Here is a 20,628-nt window from a genome sequence, read left to right on the forward strand (position 1 = left end):
CTAAAAAAAGGGTTCATTCCGCCTGAAGAATCTGCTGCAGCGCCACCCGCTCGGCGGAAGGGACGTCAAAAATATCGTTCCGACATTCACCCGCACGGGTGTAAAGCGCCACCAGCCAGTCGTAAACGTAGCGGCTGGCGGCGTGTACAGGTTTCTCGTCGAGCTGTGTCAGGCGCTGCAAAGTACGGGCAGGCGGGTTGGCAAAAATGGCGTGACCGATAGCCACCCGGCTGGTGGGTCTTTCGCTGGGGTTGAGTTCGTTATAACCGAGCCAGCAGATAAAATTGCCTATCATGGCGCGAAGCTGCGCAGGGCTCGCCTGATGCTGAGTGGCCGCGAGGCGTAATTGCTCTGCCAGCCTGAGTGAGTGACTGATGGCGATCAGCGTATCGCAAAGCTGTTGCAGGGTTTCTGAGGATAATCCCAGCCTCGAAGCACTGGCTGGCTGACGGCTCCAGTGGCGAAGATGCTGGCACCACACACGATAAGCCTGTATGCCAACGTCGTGCGTTCGCTGCTGTGGCAATGTCCGCGATTCAGGGGGGGCAAACAGATCGACATCGACATGGATCTGAGAGGTAACGCGGGCTTCACGGGAATGCTGTACTTCACCAATGCCAGCGAAATGTTCGAGAGAAGGGAGTAACCCCTCCAGCAATTCGCCATGATGCGCCGCCTGGCGTTGAAGCGCGCGGATCAGTGATTCGCTTTGTACCGAATGATATTTCGGCCCGTTTACGATTGGGCTAATCAGCAGTTGGATCGCTTGCTGGTGTTGTAAGGCCAAGGTATCAAAACGCTGCTTTCGCGTTGCCGTTGACGTGGCGCGTGCAAGCCAATCAATCAGGCGCGCCAGACTATTGCTGTCAAAGGCGTGTAGCGTACCCCAGCGCTGGCCTGGTTTACCCACTAAATGCTGAATAGCTTCATCATGCTGCACAGTATGCGCGTCACGGTCATCTTGAGGGGTGATGGCCCATACCAGCCCCGGCATGCCGCTGTCCTGTTGTGGCTGAGTCGCCTCGATCCACTGGCTCAGGTCTCTGGCAATACGCGGGATGGCGCTTCGCTGGCGGGTAGCGTGACAGATGACCAACACATCAGGCTGCCTTTGTTGGCGATAGGCTTCAATCAACCAGCGACACTTGCTGGCCTGCAATGTGCCTGACTCGTCGAACGGCGGTACAGGTATATCGAGGATATCGACATCGCCTAGCACCCCGGATGGGCTGGATAAAACCAACTCGAAGGTCAGGAGCGCCAGCGTAGCACGAGAAAGATTGACGGTTTGTGGGCCGGGTAGTTGTACAAGAACCGAGGGATCGTCTTCGTTTCCAACGAATAAAAAACCTTCTGCTGGCAGCAAGAACGTATCGACCAGCAGACTTAGCGGTGCAAAAATTTCGTCCGCGTGACCCAATAAATGCAAGGCATGTGACAGCGTTTGCCACTGATGCGTAAGCTCAGGACGATCCCCCCACAGCAGTGACCACGCGCGAGTTCTGGCGTTAGGATCCAGTGACGGCAGCAGTTCGACAAAACTATACCACTCGCTATCGCTAACCTCCTGCTGCGCGGCGGGCACCAGCGACTGCCAGTAACGTACCGCACTTACAATTTCTTCAGCGCTAACCGCAGCGGTCATCTGCGGCTGGCGCAGGTTTTGCAGTAAGGCCAGACGCTGGCGAAACGTCTCTGCCCGTAAGGGATGGCTTTCTGCATGGGCAATAAGTACCTGCGCCAGCTGTGCCTCCCGCAGTATGCGCAAACGCAGCGGAAAAGCATCGTCGGCAGAGGAATTATCATGCGTAAAACGCAGCGCCATCTGGCAATGTTGATGACCCGGATTCATGTGGTTGAAGTAGTCGAGGCGTTTCTCGCCCAGTGTTACCGGCAAGCGACCATCACCATCGCCGCACAGGGCGTTCAACAGCCAGGCTTTGGATGCCTGTGAATGACCGAACAACGCCAATGTGCCTTGTTGCTGCCGGGCTGCCTCCAGCGCATGCTTTTGTGCGCTAAGCCCCAGCAGATGAATCAACAATGCATCCGCTTCCATGTCCAGACCGGGAGCCTTTTTGCGCGTCGTGGAAATCCATGCCATTACCGCCTGTTCTGTATTCATGCTAAGTACACGCTCCCGCTATCGATCCAGTAATGGCTCCCGCGATGTCGGCGGTCGGCCAGGGTATTAAGTTTCAACGTCAGAGCCTCAGGTGATACCGGCGTGCCGTCGGCAAGCCAGGCATCGCTGAGGCTAAATGAGAGAGCGCCTTGCGTAGTCGTGCCTCCCTGAAGCGTTAGCCGCACGTGTAATACGCCATCACCGGCGATGGTTTTCGCAAGCTCCGGCGAGTTGATGCTCAGGGTATACAACGGGGTAGCAGGCCAGCGTGCGTTGGCAAGCTGGCGAAAGCCCAGCGTAACGCTGCCGCGCAGCGGGAAATGAAGACGCGCATCAAGCGTCGCGCCAGGCTTGTCGAGATCCAGTTCCCGATACCAGATATTCTCATCGCGCAGGGTATTCACCGTTTTATCCAGTACGCCAAGATAGCGGACGGTGGAATAGGCCTCGATATCTGCCGCTTTAAAGTTAAAGTGCGGCAGGCGTAAATCGAGCGCCAGGCTGCACAGCATCGCACCCACCGCGGCGGTGGATTTAGGATTGCCAATGCGTCCCTGTTGGTTAAAGGGATACCATTCATGAACCGGGTAACGGTCGAGCCAAACCATGCGGCTAACCGGCACCGGCTGTAAATAGCGAATCAGCGCTTGTACACCGGGCAAACACCCCGGTCGCCCGGTAATGAGCAGGACATCGCAGGTATAGTGGGTGATGGCTTCACACAGGGCGTGCAGCGGCGAGGCGAGGGTAAACTCCCCTGCAAGCATGGCCTCGTGCAGATCGCGGAACGTTACCGCCAGCGGTACTGACATTACATCAAAGGTTTTGCTTTCAGCGGGTAACGCGTGCTCTACGGCCTGATTGATGTAATTCAACACATTGCGGGTGAGCGGTTGGTCGAGCAATTCGCCAAAGGTGGCGTGTAGTCCCGCTAACGGATCGGCGCTATCGCTCTGCTCCCATGCAGCGAGAATGGCATGCCCGATGGGGATAAACAGTTGCAGTGTGGTCTGCTGGCGCAGGACAGCCAGCGCATCCAGACGTCCTGAATCGCCAAAAAGTGTCGCCATTAGCGCGGCGGCATCATTCACGCCTGCGTGTTGCAGATGCATTTGCAACGCAGGGAGGACGCAACGCTGAATGATATCCAGCAGGACGTCGTCGCCTGCCACTTTGAAGCCTTCGCGAAACAGCAACCGAGGCGTAATCTTGACGTTGCCGGCCGAACCATCATCCAGTTGGTACTGGGTAATGGCCATGTCGGTGGTTCCCCCGCCCAAATCAATTGAAGCGACGCGTAGCGTGCGCTTGCGAGCAATCTCAGGATCTTCAGGGCGATCCGGACGGGCGAGCGCAGCAAACAGCGCCTCTGTTTGCCCGGAATAATGGGCAATCGCTTCGTTGTACAGCCAAACCAGCTGGCCGCAGCTGGCTTCATCCCACGCCATTTGAATCTGCGGCAACGGTACCCGGCACTGGCGAGCATCAAACTCATCATTCTGCGGATGCCAGTCTAACGCTTTCCACACCAGCGCCAGCGCGTCAGACATCCTGCGGCGGAAGATTTCACGCTCCTGCTTTGGCATCGCCGAAGGCAGGGTAAGGATCAGGGTTCGCAACTGGCGGGGCGATGCCGGAAAGCCGAGGCGTAGCCGGGTGGCGACGCTATTGATTTGCCCCAGCGACTGCGCCAGTAATTCACACAACATATGCGTCATCAGCGTGCTGCGGCTGTAATGCGGCGTAAATACGGGCATCCGTTCATCCTGAGGTAGGTTGAACAGCGGTTCGCCGTCGTCGTTCAGCAAATTCATCAGCGGGAAGGCAGTCGCCAGCGGTTCACGTTGTGATTTAGCGTTTAATTGACTGAAGCGCCAGCTGTGTACGGTTGGCGTTTCATCCCAAAGATAACGCCGGGGACTGGAAATCCCGCTGTAGCCTTCTGTTCCGCTACGCTGCATCGCCAGCATGCGTGCTTCATCACCAACGCGAACTAATGATGGCCAGATAAATGCGTTTTCACGGCCGCTTTCAACGGAAAAGTGCTGTTTGCCAAACCGCGTTTGCGCAAACTCCACCCGGCTGGTAAACATCGGTGCATTTAAGAATTGCGGCTGACTCAGCGAGCGTACCTGAACTTCAGCTGTCTGCCGCAGTCCATCATTGGCATCGCCATGATCTTCAATCAGTACACCGCAGGTGTGTGTATTGCCGACATCCAGAATCAGATCAACAGGAATAGCAGGGGTGCTAAGTGTCGTGGTGACTAACTTGACCTCCGGAACGACCAGTTGTTCGCCGAGCAACGCAACAATATTCAACCAGTGTCCCTGGTATTCAAACAATCGCATGGCTTGCGCCAGATCCTGCTCACTGCGCGCTTCATGCTGATTGATCGCCTGAATAAAGGCCTCGCGCAGCCAGCCATCGATCCACGTCTGATCGAGAAAATCGGCCAGTTCGTCATCCTGCCAGGCCAGCGCAAAGCGCGTGCCGTTCAGTACGTCGTTCTCTACTGGCGCGAGTGCCGCAGCGTCGTGGCTGCACGTCTGGGTATCGAAAGCTAACGTCACGCGATGGCTATTACCGGCGCTATCGGGCGTCGCAAGCTTGCGAATTTGCACGCGAGCCCAGTTGTCTGGCCCCTCAACGAAGGTGCGTGGCGGGTTAAAACGTAAAAAAGCCAGGGGCAGCCATACGCCATTCAGCAGGTCTAGCGAGTGGTGTAAATCCAGTGTGCTCTCCGGTTTAACCACTTCGGGTTGATGCAGGGCATCACCCGCCAGCGTATAGCGCAGATGGGCGGCATCCCAGTTCAATCGCAGCAACGGGCCATTGGCGGTTTTACGCACAAAGCGGCCGACACCCGGCGAGCTTTGCGGCGTTAAGCCAAAATCAAGAAACTGCACGCCGCTGTCGGCAATCAGCGTAACGCTTTGTTTATAGTCGCAAAGAGTGACCAGCATCGTCAGGCTCCGGTTTTCTTAAAGGTGACAGGCACAACTTTGTCCGCGCTATAACGCGCGATACAGGCGGCCACATCAAAGCTGTCCGCTTTGCAGCTAATCTCTGGCATCGGGAAACGCGTTCCATCGCTACAGCGTGCCGTACCCCGGCTTTTAATCAGCAGCTCGCCGTTCTGGTGCAGCCCGGCGAACAGTGCCACCCGGCAGATAACATTGTCGCCGTGCACCAGACGGGCGGTACCTTTGTTGTTTTCAATCTGATAGCGCAACGACGGGGCATTTTTCATGTCAAGTAAAAGCCGCCAGTTGCCATTCAGGAAACGTGTAGTGCCGGCGCGAACCTGGTTGGACTCCATGACCAGCGCATCTTTAGCAATCGGAGCCAGCACAATGTCTTTAACAGGGGCAGGCTGTTCCGTATGGCTGGCTAGCTGTAAGGGCAGAGTGGGGGTTAGCGTCGGCAATGGCGGGATTACGGATGCGGGGGTGTGCGCCAGTGCAGGCGTTGGCGCTGATGGCCAGAATAGCGATGCAACGGCTGCCACGATGATTGCCGCCGCGAGGGGCAGCGCCCAGCGCCAGCGGCCACGCGGCGCGGTAGGGCGATGAGACGTGGGGGCCTCTTCGCAGGCCGACGCGGGGTCGTCAAGCAGCGGAATATCGGCCTGTGCAAAGGCTGGCTTCGGTTCTGTTGGCGCTTCTTCGGCAGGAATATGTTCAATGAGCGGCTCACACTCAGCGATACGCAGGCAGGCGAATGCATCGTCACGCGCGCTTTCGTTAAGGTTTACAAAGCCCCAGAAGCAAATCACCGGTTTGTCATTTACCAGAAAAAGGTGATTCTCACCCGGAAACTGTAATGTGTTTTCCAGCAGTGCGCCGAAGAGTTGTTGCGCAGGTTTGCCTGATTGCTGACAGTTGCCAGAGAGTGTCCACACCGTTTGTTGAAGAGCATCAAGATAACGCAGGGCACCTTCGCGCTGCGCCGTGCTGGCGGCCTTCCAGCTTACAATTGTACCCTCAACAGGCGAATACCAGTCAACGCGGTCGCCATCATCATTTAACTGGGGGATTGCCAGACTGTCGCATACGGCGAATTGTTTACGCAGGCGCAGGGCTTCGCGCACCTGATTCGCCGAATCAAACACGACCTGTCCGCCGCCGCCCACCGCCTGAAAATCATCGAGATTCCCGCTGCGTAAAAGAGTTTTTGCCACATTATTGCCCTTTAGACTTCTTCACACCGTTACTCTACGCAATAGGGCATGGCCACAAAGGGTGAAAGAGAGGGGTAAAATGGGTATTTCTCGGCGTATTAAGTGAAATTGAATCGCGGTGGTGAAGAAAGCGGCAATCTCCACGACTTTTGCATATCCTGAGATAAATTGGTTATTTGCCAGTCCTGACACCCTGTGCTGTTATTAAACCCCATATAATAAAATCGAAAGGCTTATAACCATGTCTACAGGGAAAACACTTCTCGCGCTGGCGCTAAGTGCATTATTACCGGCAAGCGCGGCGTGGTCCGCGAACAACGACACGCTGATCTATTGTTCAGAAGCGTCGCCAGAATCTTTTAACCCGCAAATCGCCAGTTCTGGCCCGTCCTTTGTTGCCAGTTCACAGGTGCTGTATAACCGTTTAATCAATTTTGATCCGGTGAAAAATACGCCGATTCCGTCGCTGGCAACTGAGTGGAAAATTTCACCGGACGGGCTGACCTATACGTTTACCCTGCGTCAGGGGGTGAAATTCAACAGTAATAAATTCTTCAAACCCACCCGCGACTTTAACGCTGATGATGTGGTGTTCTCCGTACTGCGCCAGAAAGACGCCGATCATCCGTACCATAACGTCTCGCAGGGCAGTTATGAATACTTCCATGATGTGGGCCTGGATTCACTGATTAAAGAGGTGAAAAAGGTCGATGATTATCACGTTCAGTTTGTTCTTAATGAACCTAATGCCGCGTTTCTCGCTGACTGGGGCATGGATTTCGCGTCAATTCTTTCCGCTGAATATGCCGATGCGATGCTGAAAAAAGGCACGCCGGAAAACGTTGATAACTGGCCGATTGGCACCGGGCCTTATGCGCTGCAACAGTATAAAGTGGATTCGCTCATTCGCTACGTTGCCAATCCGAACTACTGGGATGGTGAAGTCCCGACCAAACATCTTATTTTCTCAATTACGCCAAATGTCCAAACGCGCCTGGCGAAACTGCAAACCAACGAGTGCCAGATTATCCCAGCGCCATCGCCAGTCCAGTTCGACGAAATTAACAAAAATAAAGATCTGACCCTGCATAAAGTCGATGCGCTGAACGTGGGTTATCTGGCATTTAATACCGAAAAAAAACCGTTTGATAATGTGCTGGTGCGCCAGGCGCTAAACTACGCCACCGATAAGCAGGCCATTATTAAAGCCGTATTTTTGGATTCCGGTACGGTCGCGAAGTCACCGATTCCACCAAATATGCTGGGCTTTGACAAAAATCTGAAGGACTACAATTACGACCCGGAAAAAGCGAAAGCGCTGCTGAAGCAGGCGGGGCTGGAGAAAGGCTTTGAGGCCACCTTATGGTCGATGCCGGTGCAGCGCCCTTATAATCCGAACTCGCGTCGTATCGCGGAGATGATCCAAAGCGATTGGGCGAAAGTGGGGGTAAAAGCCAAAATTGTGTCGTATGAGTGGGGCGAATATCTCTCCGGAATGCGCAAAGGCGAGCACGATACGGCGCTGTTTGGCTGGATGTCGGACAATGGCGATCCGGATAACTTTGCCGGTACGCTGCTGGGGTGTAGCAGTATTAAATCCGGTTCCAATGCCGCGCGCTGGTGTAATAAAGAGTATGATGGCATCGTGAAAAAAGCACTGCTCGCAAGCGATCCGGCCAAGCGCGCCGCGCTCTATGGTCAGGCGCAGGAGATTTATTACCAGCAAGCGCCGTGGATTGCGCTGGCGAATGGTAAAACGTTCTACGCGACACGCAGTAACGTGACGGGCTACAGCGTCAGCCTGATGGGCAGTGATTTTTCGAAAACGAAAATCAATTAAGGAGTGTGTATGTCACATCTGGATGAAGTCATTGCGCGGGTTGACGCCGCGATTGATGAGAGTGTGATCGCTCATATGAATGAACTGCTGGTGGTGCTCAGCGATGATGCAAAGCTTAGCCGGGACGATCGCTATACGCAGCAGCAGCGCTTGCGTACAGCGATTGCGCATCATGGTCGTCAGCATAAAGAGGACGAAGAGGCTCGTCGCGACCAACTCACCCGAAGCGGTACTATTCTGTAACGCTCAAAACTGGCGTCTGGCCACCAGCCAGGCGCCGACCACCAGCATTATCGCACCGCATACCGGGCCGATGAGCGCGCGCCAGGGAATGCCCTGACTTTTCACAATATCCATCACCAGCCCGCCAATCAATTGACTGGCGACCAGCACCGCAATCGTGGTTGCGGCGCCCAGATACTGATAACCGCTGATACTGGCAAAAACAAAAAAGGATCCCAGCAGGCCGGGGATCAATGTCCACCACTTCACCGCTGAAACCAACTCACTCGCGCCCGCCAGCCCGTACTTCACCAGCAGAATGCTGACAAACAGCACGATGCCGACCAGCGAGTTCAGCAGCATGGCGATCAGAATGGTTGAGGAGGTCTGAGTGATGCGCACCATGAGGGTATTCTGAATGACCAGGCCAATGCCTGCGGCAACCAGAAACGCTAAGGTGAGGGTGCTGTTCATGCTTTTCCGTCCGGATCCATGCGGTTATCCAGTTGCAGTTGCATGAAGGTGAGATCCAGCCAGCGGCCAAATTTGGTGCCCACCTGTGGCATCTGCCCGGTCGTAACGAAACCTAAGGTTTCATGCAAATGCAAAGAGGCAGCATTTTGCGCTTCGATACCCGCCACCATCACATGCTTTCCGCGACGACGCGCTTCCTCGATCAGTTCCGCCAGCAGCGCGCGGCCAAGGCCTTTACCTTGATGATCCGGATGAACGTACACTGAATGCTCCACCGTATGACGAAAACCATCAAATGCCCGCCAGTCGCCGTAGGAGGCGTAGCCTGTTACCACGCCGTTTTCTTCGCTCACCAGCACCGGGAAATGAGCAAACTGGCGGGCCTCAAACCAGGCGATTCGGTTATCGGTGTCCACGGTTTTGTCGTTCCATATCGCCGCGGTATGCACTACCGCATGGTTATAGATTTCGGCGATTGCCGCACAATCTTCTTTCGTTGCAAAACGAATGCTCATGACTTGAACCTCAGAGAATGTTCACTATAGTATTACGATATGAATACTATTGAAGACAATTTAAATCAACGGATCGGTGCAAGAATTCGTATCGAACGCGAATCCCGCGGCTGGTCTTTAAGCGATCTGACCGAGCGCGCGGGCGTCTCTCGCGGCATGATCCATAAAATCGAACGCGGCGAGAGTAGCCCGACAGCGGCGCTGCTGGCGCGTCTGTCCGGTGCTTTTGGTATTAGCATGTCAACGCTTATCGCGCGAGCCGAAATGCAGGAGGGCAAACTGCTGCGCTTTGCCGATCAGCCCGTGTGGCACGATCCGCAAACGGATTATCTGCGCCGTCATGTGTCACCACGCAGCGATATGCCGATTGATCTCGTTCAAATTGAACTGCCAGCGGGCAGCGATATCCCGATGCCAGCCTCGGCTTATGCGCTGGCGCGACAATTAATCTGGCTGACGCAAGGCGAGCTGGTTTTTGTCGAGGGCGATACGCGCCACGAGATGAAAGCGGGGGATTGTCTGGAGCTGGGCCCACCGAACGACTGCCGGTTTATTAATGAGACGAAAGAAGCCTGTACCTATCTGGTGGTCAGGCTTAACACGCCTCCGACCTGATGCGCCGCATATTGTTAAACGTAAAGTGTGAATCAACGCTACGCTCTTAACTGGTTTTTCAAAAAAGGCACAGGTTATGACCAAAGACACATTACGCCAGCGTCGCTGGGTTCTGGCTTCACGTCCGCACGGTGAGCCGGTGGCTGATAATTTCCGTCTCGAAGAGACGAATGTTCCTGAACCCGCAGAGGGCGAAGTGCTGCTACGCACAATCTATCTTTCACTCGATCCTTATATGCGTGGGCGAATGAGCGATGCGCCGTCTTACTCACCGCCGGTCGAACTGGGTGCGGTGATGGTGGGCGGCACCGTCAGCCGGGTAGAAGAGTCGCGTCATCCGAACTTTAAAACGGGCGAATGGGTACTGGGTTACAGCGGCTGGCAAAGTTATGATGTATCCAACGGTGATGGGCTGGTGAAACTGGGTGATGCGCCGGAACATCCTTCCTGGTCACTCGGTATTCTCGGCATGCCGGGCTTTACCGCCTATATGGGGCTGCTGGATATCGGCCAGCCTAAGGCGGGTGAAACGCTGGTGGTGGCTGCCGCCACGGGCCCGGTTGGGGCGACTGTGGGGCAAATCGGTAAACTTAAAGGCTGCCGCGTGGTGGGTATCGCGGGCGGGCCAGAGAAATGCCGTCATGCGGTTGAGGTATTAGGGTTTGATCTCTGTATCGATCACCGGGCGGCGGATTTTGCTGAACAGCTTGCCAGTGCGTGTCCGTCAGGGATTGATGTGTACTACGAAAACGTCGGTGGAAAGGTGTTTGATGCCGTATTGCCGCTACTGAATACCTCGGCCCGCGTACCGATTTGCGGCCTGGTAAGTGGCTATAACGCGACCGATCTTCCTGACGGCCCCGACAGACTGCCACTGCTGATGGGCACCTTGTTGAAAAAACGGATCCGCATGCAGGGGTTTATCATCGCGCAGGATTATGGTCATCGGATCGGCGAGTTTCAGGAAGAGATGGGGCGCTGGGTTCAGGAAGGAAAAATAAAATACCGTGAACAAATTATTGATGGCCTGGAGAATGCGCCTGCAGCGTTAATCGGGTTGTTAAAAGGTGAAAATTTCGGCAAGGTCGTTATTCGACTTTCTGACGAGAAGTAAAGATTGAAACGGCGTAATCATTACGCCGTTTTTTTTCGTGCAAAAATATCATAAACCGCTTTAATATAGTGTAACAGAAGCGTTTATATAAAACGCTCAGCAAAAAGCATGATTTTTACGTAATTGATTCTCTCGCCATCATCAGGAAATGCAACACCGTCAGTTAGTCAATAACCGTATTTGTGATATGGCCCTATGCGGGGTCATGACGATGAGAGCGACCATTATTATGTTAGATTTTGCCAAAGCGCAAAGATTGAGTCTGACTCAACAGGTAGAACAAAACTTAAAAAATGCATTAATTATTGGTGCGCTAAAACCCGGTGCGCGCCTGGTGACTAAAGATATTGCAGAAAGTCAGGGGATCAGCATTACGCCCGTACGAGAGGCTTTGCTGCGGCTGGTCTCGTCCGGTGCTTTGTATGCCGCTCCGGCACAGGCATTTTTAGTCCCGGAGCTGAATCTGCAACGTTATAATGAAATTCAGACTATCCGTAAAAGGCTTGAAGGTATGGCCGCTGCGGTGGCATCTGAAAAAATGACCACGGAAAAGATGTGGCAATTACAGCGATTAGTTGAAGAGTTTCACTTTATTAAAAGGAGCGGCGACATCGCTAAAACGCTACAGTCAAATTATCAGTTTCGTTTTTGCCTCTATGAATATGCTGAGATGCCAACATTAACAGCGCTAATTGAGCAGTTGTGGGTACGAATTGGCCCAAGCTTCAATTATCTGTACCCGCACGCGGATGAACAATTCTTCCACCGTGAGTTTTATCGCTCATTGTTATTGGCGTTATCGAAAGGCGCCCAGGCAGAAAGCTACGATGCCATGTGTGAAATTATTGATGAAAGCGGGGCGTTATTGCAGCAACAATACATTAATTAATTTCAGACATTAATTAGTCTTGATTAATATCGTGGTGTCAACTTTAGCAAATATTAAATATTATTTGAGAATACCCTCATCCCAATGGGACGAGGGTAGGGATTTTTTACTCGAAGGACCAGCCTACGTTTAAGCCAATGCCGTAGTTACGCCCCGGAGCGGGTTCGTAGTAGCGGCCATTGGATTCGTTTACGATGACTGAGCCGACATAGTCGCGGTCAAACAGGTTATCTACGCGACCAAAGACATCCATGTTCACCTTGCCAATGTTGAATTTATAGCCGGTGTTCAGGCCGACAACCGTCCACGATGGCGCTTTGGCGGTGTTTTCATCATTGGCCATGATATCGCTCAGATAACGGATATCGCCCCCGGCATACCAACCGCTTTCGGGTTCATAGCCCAGTGAAGCAAAGCCCATATTACGCGCGATTCCCGGCATACGGTTGCCATTACAGTTGCTGTCGTCGCATACGTTGGTGCGATAGGTTGCATCCAGATAGGTCCACGCGGCTTTCGCACGCCAGTTCTCCGCAAAGCGTTGATCAAGCGACAATTCTGCACCCTGACGACGTGTTTTACCGGCATTTTTATAGCTGGTACGCCCGCCGCTGCTGGCATCGGTGACAATCTCGTTATCAGTGTTGGTCTGGAAGAGGGCAACCGAGAGCAACCCATTGCCAATACGGGTTTTACTGCCAATTTCTACGGTGTCATTGGTCGACGGTTTCAGATCGAAGTTCAGGCCACTTTTCCCATCTGAACGATAAGAAAGCTCATTGATGGTTGGCGTTTCGAAACCGCGCCCGGCAGAAAGATAGACGTTCCACGCGTCGGTGATAGCGTACTTCAGAGAACCAGCGGGCAACCATTTGTGATAGTTCGCATCGCCACTGTCGTTGCCGTTAGCTGGCGTAATGTAGTGATCGTTGGAATCAAACCATACGGAGCTGTAGCGAACCCCGGCATCCAGACTCAGTTTATCGGTCAATTGCCACTGGGTTTGCAAGTAGGGGTCGAGGTTCCACATCAGGTTACGTTCGTTGCGGCGCAAATCGCCTTTCTGACCGTATTCCGGCGTAGTGCCGTTCATCACAAAGTTTTCATACCCTTTGCGCTGTTCGCTCATGTTTTCGTAATCCAGCCCGGTGGTGAAGGTCACCGGTACCAGCAGTTCGCCACGGTGCGTCCAACGGGTATCAATGCCCTGATAATGACGGGTGAGTTCTATGACGCCACCCGCGTGGGTAGGATTGAGCTGCGGCGCGCGAGGAATCGACTGGTACTGCGTGGTTTCGCGTTCGCCGGCGTAGAACATCATACTCAGATCATCGTTTTCGGTTAACTGACGATCGTAACGTAACCCCGCCTGAGTTTGCTTGATGGTTTTGCGGGTATGGTACTGCTCGGCGCGAGGCGACTGTTGCGGGTTATCGCGCCATTCGCTTTCGGTGAGACCGCCTGCATCATCGGCTTTAATATCGACGCTGTTAAACAGTAGCGTCAGTTTGCTGGCGTCATCTATGCGCACGCCCAGTTTAGCGTTGGCGAGATTTTTCTGCGCACCGCTACGATCGCGGTAGCCATGCGTCGAAAAACGGCTGGTGGAAACGGTGTAATCGACGTCGCCCGCCTGCGTGCCATCGCCCACGGCACCGGAGGCCTTCAGTCCATATCGCCAGCTACCAAAACTCCCGTAATAGCTGCTGGCTTCAATCGTGCCAGGCTGCTGCCCGGTTTGCGTATTGACGTTAATTACGCCGCCGGAAGAGTTCCCGTACAGTGCTGAAAAGGGGCCACGCAGGACATCAATGCTTTCAACGCTGTTGATATCAATATTAGAGGTCTGCCCCTGACCATCCGGCATGGTGGCGGGAATACCGTCAACGTAGAGACGCAGCCCGCGCACGCCGAATGTCGACCGCGCGCCGAAGCCACGAATTGACAGTTGAAGATCCTGTGCGTAATTCTGGCGATTTTGTACTTGCAAACCCGGTACTGCGCCAAGGGATTCTGAGAGATTAACGCGTGGGGCAGCATGACGCATTTCCTCGCCATCGACCACGCTTACTGCAGCTGGGGTATCCAGCTCTGACAAGGTCTGTGGAGCTGCGGTGACGATTATGGTTTGCTCATCGGCTGCAAAAAGAGCAGGCGAGAAAATGAGCGGTAAGAGAAGCGCCGGAAACGATGCTGAATGTACATTTATGATTTTCATTAGAAACCCGCAAGACGAACCAAATGGAACATATCCTGGACATGTTAATACTTATGTAAACATATTGAAAACTTTAGTGGCACTTTGCGTTAAACATGATGTCCAAAGGTGAAATTTTTTGCCTGGGGTAGGGAATTAAGACTCCACTTTCCGTTGATTAATGATTACTATTCGCATCTATAAAACGTCGTGCAATGACGCGATGAAGTCAAGAAGCCTTGTGAAGCAGTAACATATTGGTCCATCAAAGGGAGTCGTCATGTCATTACGTCAATTGTCCGCACCGCGTCTGCGTCGTTCGTTATTACTGAGCACTCTGTTACTGGCGGGCAGCTTTAGCGCCCATGCCGCCGACGAGATGCTGCGCAAAGCGGTCGGCAAAGGGGCTTATGAAATGGCCTATAGCCAGCAGGAAAATGCGCTCTGGCTGGCCACATCACAGAGCCGTAAACTCGATAAGGGCGGCATCGTTTACCGTCTTGACCCGGTGACGCTGGAAGTTACCCAGATCATTCATAACGATTTAAAACCGTTCGGCGCCACGATTAATAATCAGACCCAGACCCTGTGGTTTGGCAATACCACTAACAGCACCGTGACGGCGATTGACGCCAAAACAGGTGACGTCAAAGGCCGTCTGGTTCTGGATACCCGCAAACGTAGCGAAACCGTACGCCCGCTGGCGACCCGTGAACTGGCGGTCGATGAGAAAACCAACACCGTTTACGTGACCGGTTTAGGTAAAGAGAGCGTTGTTTGGGTGATTGACGGCGAGAAACTGGCGCTGAAAGCGACCATCGAAAATACCGGTAAAATGGGCACCGGCCTGGCGGTGGACGCAGACAAGCAGCGTCTGTACGTGACCAACGGTGACGGCGAGCTGGTGACTATCGACACCGCGAGCAACAAAGTGCTGGCGCGTAAGAAACTTCAGGATGATGGCAAAGATCATTTCTATATTAACATCAGCCTGGATACCGCCGGTCAGCGTGCGTTTATCACCGACTCCAAAGCACCGCAGGTGCTGGCGGTCGATCTGAAATCCGGTAAAGTCCTGGCGACTATCGATACGCCGGAATCCCTGGGTGTACTTTACAACCCAACGCGCGATGAAGTGTATGTGACTCAGCGTAAAGCGGGTACCGTGACGGTGATTGACGCGAAAACCTATAAGGTGACCAAAACCATTAAAACGCCAACCTTCCCGAACAGCCTGGCGCTTTCTGGCGACGGTAAAACGCTGTACGTGAGCGTGAAGCAGGAATCGACGCGCGAGAAGGAAGCAACACAGCCGGACGATGTGATTCGTATCGCGCTGTAATATAAAAAAAGCGGCTAATCAGCCGCTTTTTTTCACTCTATCGCCAATTACGGCGCCGAGCGATGAATCTCGTGTACACGCTTACGCACGCCAAACCAGCCCGCAATCAGCAGCACTGCAATCACCGGAATTGAGCCGATGGTGTAGGTACCATTTGGATAGTCGAACGCCATCAGCACCAGCACGCTGAACAGGAACAGCAGCGTCAGCCAGGAGGTGAACGGTGCGCCCGGTAGTTTAAAGCTGATATCCGCCGCTTTTCCTTCTTTAATCGCTTTACGCAGACGCATCTGGCAAACCACGATAAAGGCCCAGGAGGCGATAATCCCCAACGATGCGACGTTCAGGACAATTTCAAACACCTGAGATGGCACCAGATAGTTCAGGAATACGCCAACCACATAGACGCCCAGCGTCGCGAGAATCCCGGCGTAAGGTACGTGCTGGCGACTCATTTTGGACATGAACTTCGGTGCGGAACCGCCCATCGACATCGAACGCAGAATACGCCCGGTCGAATAGAGGCCGGAATTCAGGCTGGAGAGTGCCGCCGTCAGAACGACAACGTTCATCACATCGCCCATATAAGGCACGCCGAGTTTTGAGAAGAAGGTGACAAACGGGCTCTGGCCTGCCTGATAAGCATTCCACGGCAGCAGCAGTACCAGCAGCACAACGGAACCCACATAGAACAGGCCGATACGCCAGATAACGCTATTGATCGCGCGCGGCACGGTGTTTTCCGGATCTTTCGCTTCACCGGCAGCGGTGCCGACCAGTTCAATAGAGGCAAAGGCGAAAACCACGCCCTGAACCAGTACCAGCGCAGGCAGCAGACCGTGCGGGAAGAAGCCGCCATTATCGGTGATGAGATGGAAGCCGGTGGCGTTCCCGTCAAGCGGTTTGCCGCTGCCGAGGAAAATCGTGCCGACAACCAGGAAGGCGACAATGGCCAGCACTTTCACCAGGGCAAACCAGAACTCCATTTCGGCGAACCATTTCACGCCGATCATGTTCATGGTGCCGACGATCGCCAACGCGCCCAGCGCGAAGACCCATTGCGGCACATCGCCAAACGCCCCCCAGTAGTGCATATAGAGCGCGACGGCGGTGATGTCGACGATCCCGGTCATCGCCCAGTTGACGAAATACATCCAGCCCGCAACATAGGCGGCTTTTTCACCCAAAAATTCGCGGGCGTAAGAAACAAAACTGCCGCTGGAAGGGCGGTGTAAGACCAGTTCACCCAGCGCGCGGAGTATAAAGAAAGAGAAGATCCCGCACACCAGATAGACGATAGCCAGCGACGGCCCCGCCATCTGCAAACGTGCGCCTGCGCCAAGAAACAGGCCGGTACCAATCGCGCCGCCGATAGCAATCATCTGGATCTGACGATTGCCCATCGCTTTGTGATAACCCTCTTCGTGCGAGTTCAGCCAACGGCGTTTCGCCGCGCGCTGCTCCGCGGTGGTGTTGTGCTTTGTATTCATTAATTTTATACCTGCTTACCTGTCAAAATCCTTTACGGATGTCCTGTTACCCCGCGCAATAACAAACGATTGCGTGGATAGCAAATTATGCTGCCTTTCTCACTATTCTGATGCAGAGATAAGACAAGCATGGCGCTGCATCCTACACAAAACGCCAAATTGACGCAAAATATAGATGAAGGATCTCAGACCCGTCTACAGCACGATTGTCGTCGATTCAGCACGCATCGCGATTGATGAATTCTGTTCATAACTCCATTCACATTTGCCTGACTAATACTTATCGCCAGGATGCGCTACGGTATTAAGCACAATATAAGGAGAGACCAATGAAAATTATTCGTAGTGGATCGCTGCCGTCAGTCAAAGGCCCGGACAGTTGGTTTACCGGTACGGTCAGAATCGATGCGCCGTTCCAGGCTGAAGCCCCCGCGAAAGTGGGCGGTGCGACGGTAACGTTTGAACCCGGTGCACGTACCGCATGGCATACACATCCTTTGGGACAGACGTTAATTGTGACCCAGGGGCGCGGCTGGTTACAGGAGTGGGGGAAAGCCCCGGAAGTGCTGAACCAGGGGGATATCGCGTGGATCCCGCCAGAGGTAAAACACTGGCATGGCGCGTGTGCCGAAACGGCAATGACCCATATCGCCATTGCCGAAGCCGAAAACGGCAGCCCGGTCACCTGGCTTGAGCAGGTGACCGAGGAACAGTATCAAGAGTGTTAACGTTAGCCTGAACATTTCAGATTGCTGACGTAGTGTGCTTTGTTCTTGCCGGATGCGCTACGCTCATCCGGCCTACAAAATGTTGCCTGTTCAATATATTGCAGGAATCTGTAGGCCTGAAAAGCGTAGCGCATCAGGTAATGTTCTTACCAGAAAAGCCATTAAGGAAGAAGATGAAGAAGGGCAGAACGTTGAATCTGCGATTAAAAAACGCCACTCCGGCGGAGTACAATCATACCGGAGTAGCGGTGGCGATATATCGCCAGGTTCGGTTACGCCGCAGACGGCGTCAGGGTAATTCGATCCAATGGCCCGACTATAAACAGATAAGAGGCAAGGCCAATAAGCCCCATTGAGCCGACGTACAGAATTGCATAGTCAAAAGATTGGGTATTCGCGAGGATCACACCAATCACCAGCGGCGTAACAATACTTGCAAGATTGCCGCACATATTGAACACCCCACCCGCAATGCCTAACATCTCTTTTGGTGAGGTATCGCTCAACACACACCAGCCCAGATTACCGAATCCTTTGGCGAAGAATGCCAGACTCATGGCCGCAATGACTACAAATTCAGAAGACGTGTAGTTGGCGACAATAATGACGCACGAAAGCAACATGCCGCAGATTACCGGGAATTTCCGTGCGGTCGTCAGGCTGTAACCGCGTTTAAGTAGCCAGTCAGAGAAAACGCCACCCATTAATCCGCCGATGAAACCTGCGATAGCGGGAATGCTGGCAACAAACCCAACTTTAAGAATCGACATTCCCTTAGCCTGATACAAATAAGTCGGAAACCAGGTCAGGAAAAACCAGGTGATAGATGTCACGCAGAACTGGCCGATGTACACGCCAATCATCATTCGGTTTACGCACACACTTTTGATTTGCGCCAGCGTCAGTTTATGCTGATCTTTTTTACTACCAAGAGTCGGCTCACCGCCGCCCTCGCGAATATAATCAAGTTCCTGCTGATTTACCTTTGGATGTTGCAGCGGATCTTTTACTTTTACCAGCCAGAATATGCCCAGCAAAACGCCAATCGCGCCAATGTAATAGAAAACATAATGCCAGCTCAGGTTGTGCAGAATGATGGTCATTAACGGCGTAATAATGCCCAATGAAATATACTGCGCCGCCTGATATACCGAGGTGACGAACCCGCGTTCGTTGTTTGGGAACCACTGCACGCTTAAACGGCTGTTTGCCGGGAAGGCCGGTGCTTCAATCGCCCCCATCAGCAAACGCAGTACAACCAGTACAATAAGTGGGCTGGCATAAAGATAAATGGTGCCCTGAAACATCGTTACCAAAGACCAGCCGATTAATGCACAACCATAAACCAGACGTGAGCCGTAACGATCTAACAGCCAGCCGCCGGGTAGTTGCATGATGACGTAAGAAATTCCAAATACGGAAAAAGCGAGACCCATGGCTTCCGGATCGAATCCCAGTTCTTTACTCATAATTGGCGCGACAACGGATAATGTCGCACGATCGGCATAATTAAATACGGTCGCTAAAAACAGAAATATAAGAATGCTGTAACGGACATTGGTACGTTTTATTATTGTATTCATCACCCACTCCTTTTTCAGGGTTGCGAGAGAATGTTGTAGGGTAAGAGGGCGGGAGAACCCGCCCGAAGACTACGGACGTTTGCCGAACTCGCAGGAAAGCTGCGTCCAGCGACGGGCCTGCTCGCTAAGGCTGAAGCCCAGACCGTGGCGATCGGAAATCCACATCCGGCCATCCCGCAGTTCTAGTTGTTCGTTAAACAGCGGGTTCAACCACTCGAAATGCTCCAGCCACGGCTCCAGCGGATAGGCAGCGGAAAGATGTAAATGCACTTCCATCGCGAAATGGGGTGCCAGCTTGCGACCATGTTTTGCGGCGAGATCCATAATCTTCAGGAACGGAGATATCCCGCCTACACGTGGCGCATCGGGCTGAACAAAATCACTGGCGTTGCCCAGAATCAGCTGTTCATGCTCGCGGAAGCTGGTCAACATTTCGCCGGTGGCGATTGGCGTATCCAGCGCGGCGGCAAGCTGTGCGTGGCCCTCAACATCGTAGGCGTCGAGCGGCTCTTCAATCCAGATTAAATTGAATTGCTCCATTTTGCGGCCCATACGAATGGCGGTTTCGCGATCCCACTGCTGATTGGCATCGACCATTAACGGGAAATCATCACCCAGCGCTTCACGTACGGCGGTCAGGCGGCGAATATCCTCCGCGCAGTTTGGCTGGCCAACTTTCAGCTTGATGCCGCCAATGCCGTTTTCACGTGAAATCACCACGTTTTTAAGCACCTGATCCAGCGGCGTATGCAGGAACCCCCCCGAGGTGTTGTAGCACTGTACAGAATCGCGATGCGCGCCCAAAAGTTTCGCCAGCGGTAGGCCTGCACGCTTCGCTTTCATATCCCATAGCGCAATATCGATAGGGGAGATAGCCTGAACGGCCATGCCACTTCGGCCAACGGAAGCCCCGGCCCACAATAGTTTGGTATAAATCTTGTCGATATCGTTGGGATCTTCACCCAACAGGTTGTCGGCAATTTCTTTGGCATGCGCGTAAATACCCTGGCCGCCTGCGCGTTTGGAATAGCTAAAACCGACGCCTTCGAAACCATCACGACTACGAATTTCGGCGATGATGATTGCTACCTCTGTCAGTGGTTTTTGACGTCCGGTAAGTACTTTTGCATCGCTCACTGGTGTGGCAAGTGGCAGAAAAGCCAGTGAAAGCTTCACCCATTCAATACGGTCGCCGGTTTCTGCAGCGGTTTTGCTGTTGGCCGCTTTGGCGTAGGTCACAGCATCGGAATTAGCGCTCGAGGTCATGATTAGCTCCTTATGGAAAATGTTTGCGCTAACATTTGTATCCTA

Annotated in this window: 16 protein-coding genes; 7 read left to right on the plus strand and 9 right to left on the minus strand. The window is 53.4% G+C overall.

Features of this window, described 5'->3' with window-relative positions:
- Positions 1–13: 13 nt before the first annotated feature.
- From DBY68_RS02900 to DBY68_RS02910, 3 genes are read right to left on the minus strand one after another with little or no spacing between them, the layout of a single operon-like run.
- Positions 14–2,125, minus strand: a complete 2,112-nt coding sequence (locus tag DBY68_RS02900; protein ID WP_108474323.1) for a virulence factor SrfC family protein — start codon at positions 2,123–2,125, stop codon at positions 14–16.
- Positions 2,122–5,091 carry a virulence factor SrfB gene (locus DBY68_RS02905; RefSeq protein WP_108474322.1) on the minus strand — a complete coding sequence of 990 codons (2,970 nt, stop codon included), beginning with the start codon at positions 5,089–5,091 and terminating at the stop codon, positions 2,122–2,124. Before DBY68_RS02905 ends, DBY68_RS02900 begins: the two co-directional genes overlap by 4 nt.
- 2 nt (positions 5,092–5,093) lie before the next feature.
- On the minus strand, positions 5,094–6,308 hold the full coding sequence (locus DBY68_RS02910; protein ID WP_108474321.1) for an SrfA family protein: 1,215 nt from the start codon (positions 6,306–6,308) through the stop codon (positions 5,094–5,096).
- 241 nt (positions 6,309–6,549) lie between these two features.
- Here DBY68_RS02910 and DBY68_RS02915 point away from each other — a divergent pair, with 241 nt between their 5' ends.
- Together DBY68_RS02915 and DBY68_RS02920 are read left to right on the plus strand one after the other, a co-directional pair.
- Positions 6,550–8,148, plus strand: a complete 1,599-nt coding sequence (locus DBY68_RS02915; RefSeq protein ID WP_108474320.1) for an ABC transporter substrate-binding protein — start codon at positions 6,550–6,552, stop codon at positions 8,146–8,148.
- Between the two features lie 9 nt (positions 8,149–8,157).
- Positions 8,158–8,391, plus strand: a complete 234-nt coding sequence (locus DBY68_RS02920; protein ID WP_108474319.1) for a YdcY family protein — start codon at positions 8,158–8,160, stop codon at positions 8,389–8,391.
- Between the two features lie 3 nt (positions 8,392–8,394).
- On the opposite strand, the gene DBY68_RS02925 is transcribed toward DBY68_RS02920, so the two are convergent.
- Positions 8,395–8,844 carry a DMT family transporter gene (locus DBY68_RS02925; RefSeq protein WP_108474318.1) on the minus strand — a complete coding sequence of 150 codons (450 nt, stop codon included), beginning with the start codon at positions 8,842–8,844 and terminating at the stop codon, positions 8,395–8,397.
- Positions 8,841–9,359 carry a GNAT family N-acetyltransferase gene (locus DBY68_RS02930; protein WP_108474317.1) on the minus strand — a complete coding sequence of 173 codons (519 nt, stop codon included), beginning with the start codon at positions 9,357–9,359 and terminating at the stop codon, positions 8,841–8,843. Before DBY68_RS02930 ends, DBY68_RS02925 begins: the two co-directional genes overlap by 4 nt.
- Positions 9,360–9,398: 39 nt before the next feature.
- Between DBY68_RS02930 and DBY68_RS02935 the strand changes: the two genes are divergently transcribed.
- From DBY68_RS02935 to DBY68_RS02945, 3 genes are all read left to right on the plus strand, one after another.
- Positions 9,399–9,974 (plus strand): XRE family transcriptional regulator, encoded by a 576-nt coding sequence (locus DBY68_RS02935; protein ID WP_108474316.1) that lies wholly within the window; start codon positions 9,399–9,401, stop codon positions 9,972–9,974.
- 76 nt (positions 9,975–10,050) lie between these two features.
- Positions 10,051–11,088, plus strand: a complete 1,038-nt coding sequence (locus tag DBY68_RS02940) for an NADP-dependent oxidoreductase (protein ID WP_108474315.1) — start codon at positions 10,051–10,053, stop codon at positions 11,086–11,088.
- A 229-nt stretch (positions 11,089–11,317) separates the two neighbouring features.
- Positions 11,318–11,977, plus strand: coding sequence for a GntR family transcriptional regulator (locus DBY68_RS02945; protein WP_108474410.1), 660 nt, complete (start codon positions 11,318–11,320; stop codon positions 11,975–11,977).
- A 106-nt stretch (positions 11,978–12,083) separates the two neighbouring features.
- On the opposite strand, the gene pqqU is transcribed toward DBY68_RS02945, so the two are convergent.
- Positions 12,084–14,195: a TonB-dependent receptor PqqU gene (gene pqqU, locus DBY68_RS02950; protein WP_108474314.1), complete on the minus strand. Its 2,112-nt coding sequence runs from the start codon at positions 14,193–14,195 to the stop codon at positions 12,084–12,086.
- Between the two features lie 259 nt (positions 14,196–14,454).
- Here pqqU and DBY68_RS02955 point away from each other — a divergent pair, with 259 nt between their 5' ends.
- Entirely contained in the window at positions 14,455–15,516 is a 1,062-nt protein-coding gene (locus DBY68_RS02955; protein WP_108474313.1) for a YncE family protein, read from the plus strand.
- A gap of 47 nt (positions 15,517–15,563) precedes the next feature.
- On the opposite strand, the gene ansP is transcribed toward DBY68_RS02955, so the two are convergent.
- Positions 15,564–17,006 carry an L-asparagine permease gene (ansP, locus tag DBY68_RS02960; RefSeq protein WP_108474312.1) on the minus strand — a complete coding sequence of 481 codons (1,443 nt, stop codon included), beginning with the start codon at positions 17,004–17,006 and terminating at the stop codon, positions 15,564–15,566.
- Between the two features lie 329 nt (positions 17,007–17,335).
- Between ansP and DBY68_RS02965 the strand changes: the two genes are divergently transcribed.
- Positions 17,336–17,734 carry a cupin domain-containing protein gene (locus DBY68_RS02965; RefSeq protein ID WP_108474311.1) on the plus strand — a complete coding sequence of 133 codons (399 nt, stop codon included), beginning with the start codon at positions 17,336–17,338 and terminating at the stop codon, positions 17,732–17,734.
- A gap of 272 nt (positions 17,735–18,006) precedes the next feature.
- Here the strand turns inward: DBY68_RS02965 and DBY68_RS02970 are convergent, their stop codons facing one another.
- Both DBY68_RS02970 and DBY68_RS02975 read right to left on the minus strand, forming a co-directional pair.
- Entirely contained in the window at positions 18,007–19,317 is a 1,311-nt protein-coding gene (locus tag DBY68_RS02970) for an MFS transporter (RefSeq protein ID WP_108474310.1), read from the minus strand.
- 69 nt (positions 19,318–19,386) lie between these two features.
- Positions 19,387–20,583 (minus strand): L-talarate/galactarate dehydratase, encoded by a 1,197-nt coding sequence (locus DBY68_RS02975; RefSeq protein ID WP_108474309.1) that lies wholly within the window; start codon positions 20,581–20,583, stop codon positions 19,387–19,389.
- Between the last annotated feature and the right edge of the window lie 45 nt (positions 20,584–20,628).

Origin of the sequence: Pseudocitrobacter sp. RIT415, from assembly GCF_003057695.2 — a bacterium.
Lineage (GTDB): Bacteria > Pseudomonadota > Gammaproteobacteria > Enterobacterales > Enterobacteriaceae > Pseudocitrobacter > Pseudocitrobacter faecalis.

Bases quoted from the DNA above. Each gene is read 5' to 3' on its own strand.
- DBY68_RS02900 (WP_108474323.1), bottom strand. From the start codon at position 2,125: ATGAATACAGAACAGGCGGTAATGGCATGGATTTCCACGACGCGCAAA.
- DBY68_RS02905 (WP_108474322.1), bottom strand. From the start codon at position 5,091: ATGCTGGTCACTCTTTGCGACTATAAACAAAGCGTTACGCTGATTGCC.
- DBY68_RS02915 (WP_108474320.1), top strand. From the start codon at position 6,550: ATGTCTACAGGGAAAACACTTCTCGCGCTGGCGCTAAGTGCATTATTA.
- DBY68_RS02920 (WP_108474319.1), top strand. From the start codon at position 8,158: ATGTCACATCTGGATGAAGTCATTGCGCGGGTTGACGCCGCGATTGAT.
- DBY68_RS02925 (WP_108474318.1), bottom strand. From the start codon at position 8,844: ATGAACAGCACCCTCACCTTAGCGTTTCTGGTTGCCGCAGGCATTGGC.
- DBY68_RS02930 (WP_108474317.1), bottom strand. From the start codon at position 9,359: ATGAGCATTCGTTTTGCAACGAAAGAAGATTGTGCGGCAATCGCCGAA.
- DBY68_RS02935 (WP_108474316.1), top strand. From the start codon at position 9,399: ATGAATACTATTGAAGACAATTTAAATCAACGGATCGGTGCAAGAATT.
- DBY68_RS02940 (WP_108474315.1), top strand. From the start codon at position 10,051: ATGACCAAAGACACATTACGCCAGCGTCGCTGGGTTCTGGCTTCACGT.
- DBY68_RS02945 (WP_108474410.1), top strand. From the start codon at position 11,318: ATGTTAGATTTTGCCAAAGCGCAAAGATTGAGTCTGACTCAACAGGTA.
- pqqU (WP_108474314.1), bottom strand. From the start codon at position 14,195: ATGAAAATCATAAATGTACATTCAGCATCGTTTCCGGCGCTTCTCTTA.
- DBY68_RS02955 (WP_108474313.1), top strand. From the start codon at position 14,455: ATGTCATTACGTCAATTGTCCGCACCGCGTCTGCGTCGTTCGTTATTA.
- ansP (WP_108474312.1), bottom strand. From the start codon at position 17,006: ATGAATACAAAGCACAACACCACCGCGGAGCAGCGCGCGGCGAAACGC.
- DBY68_RS02965 (WP_108474311.1), top strand. From the start codon at position 17,336: ATGAAAATTATTCGTAGTGGATCGCTGCCGTCAGTCAAAGGCCCGGAC.
- DBY68_RS02970 (WP_108474310.1), bottom strand. From the start codon at position 19,317: ATGAATACAATAATAAAACGTACCAATGTCCGTTACAGCATTCTTATA.
- DBY68_RS02975 (WP_108474309.1), bottom strand. From the start codon at position 20,583: ATGACCTCGAGCGCTAATTCCGATGCTGTGACCTACGCCAAAGCGGCC.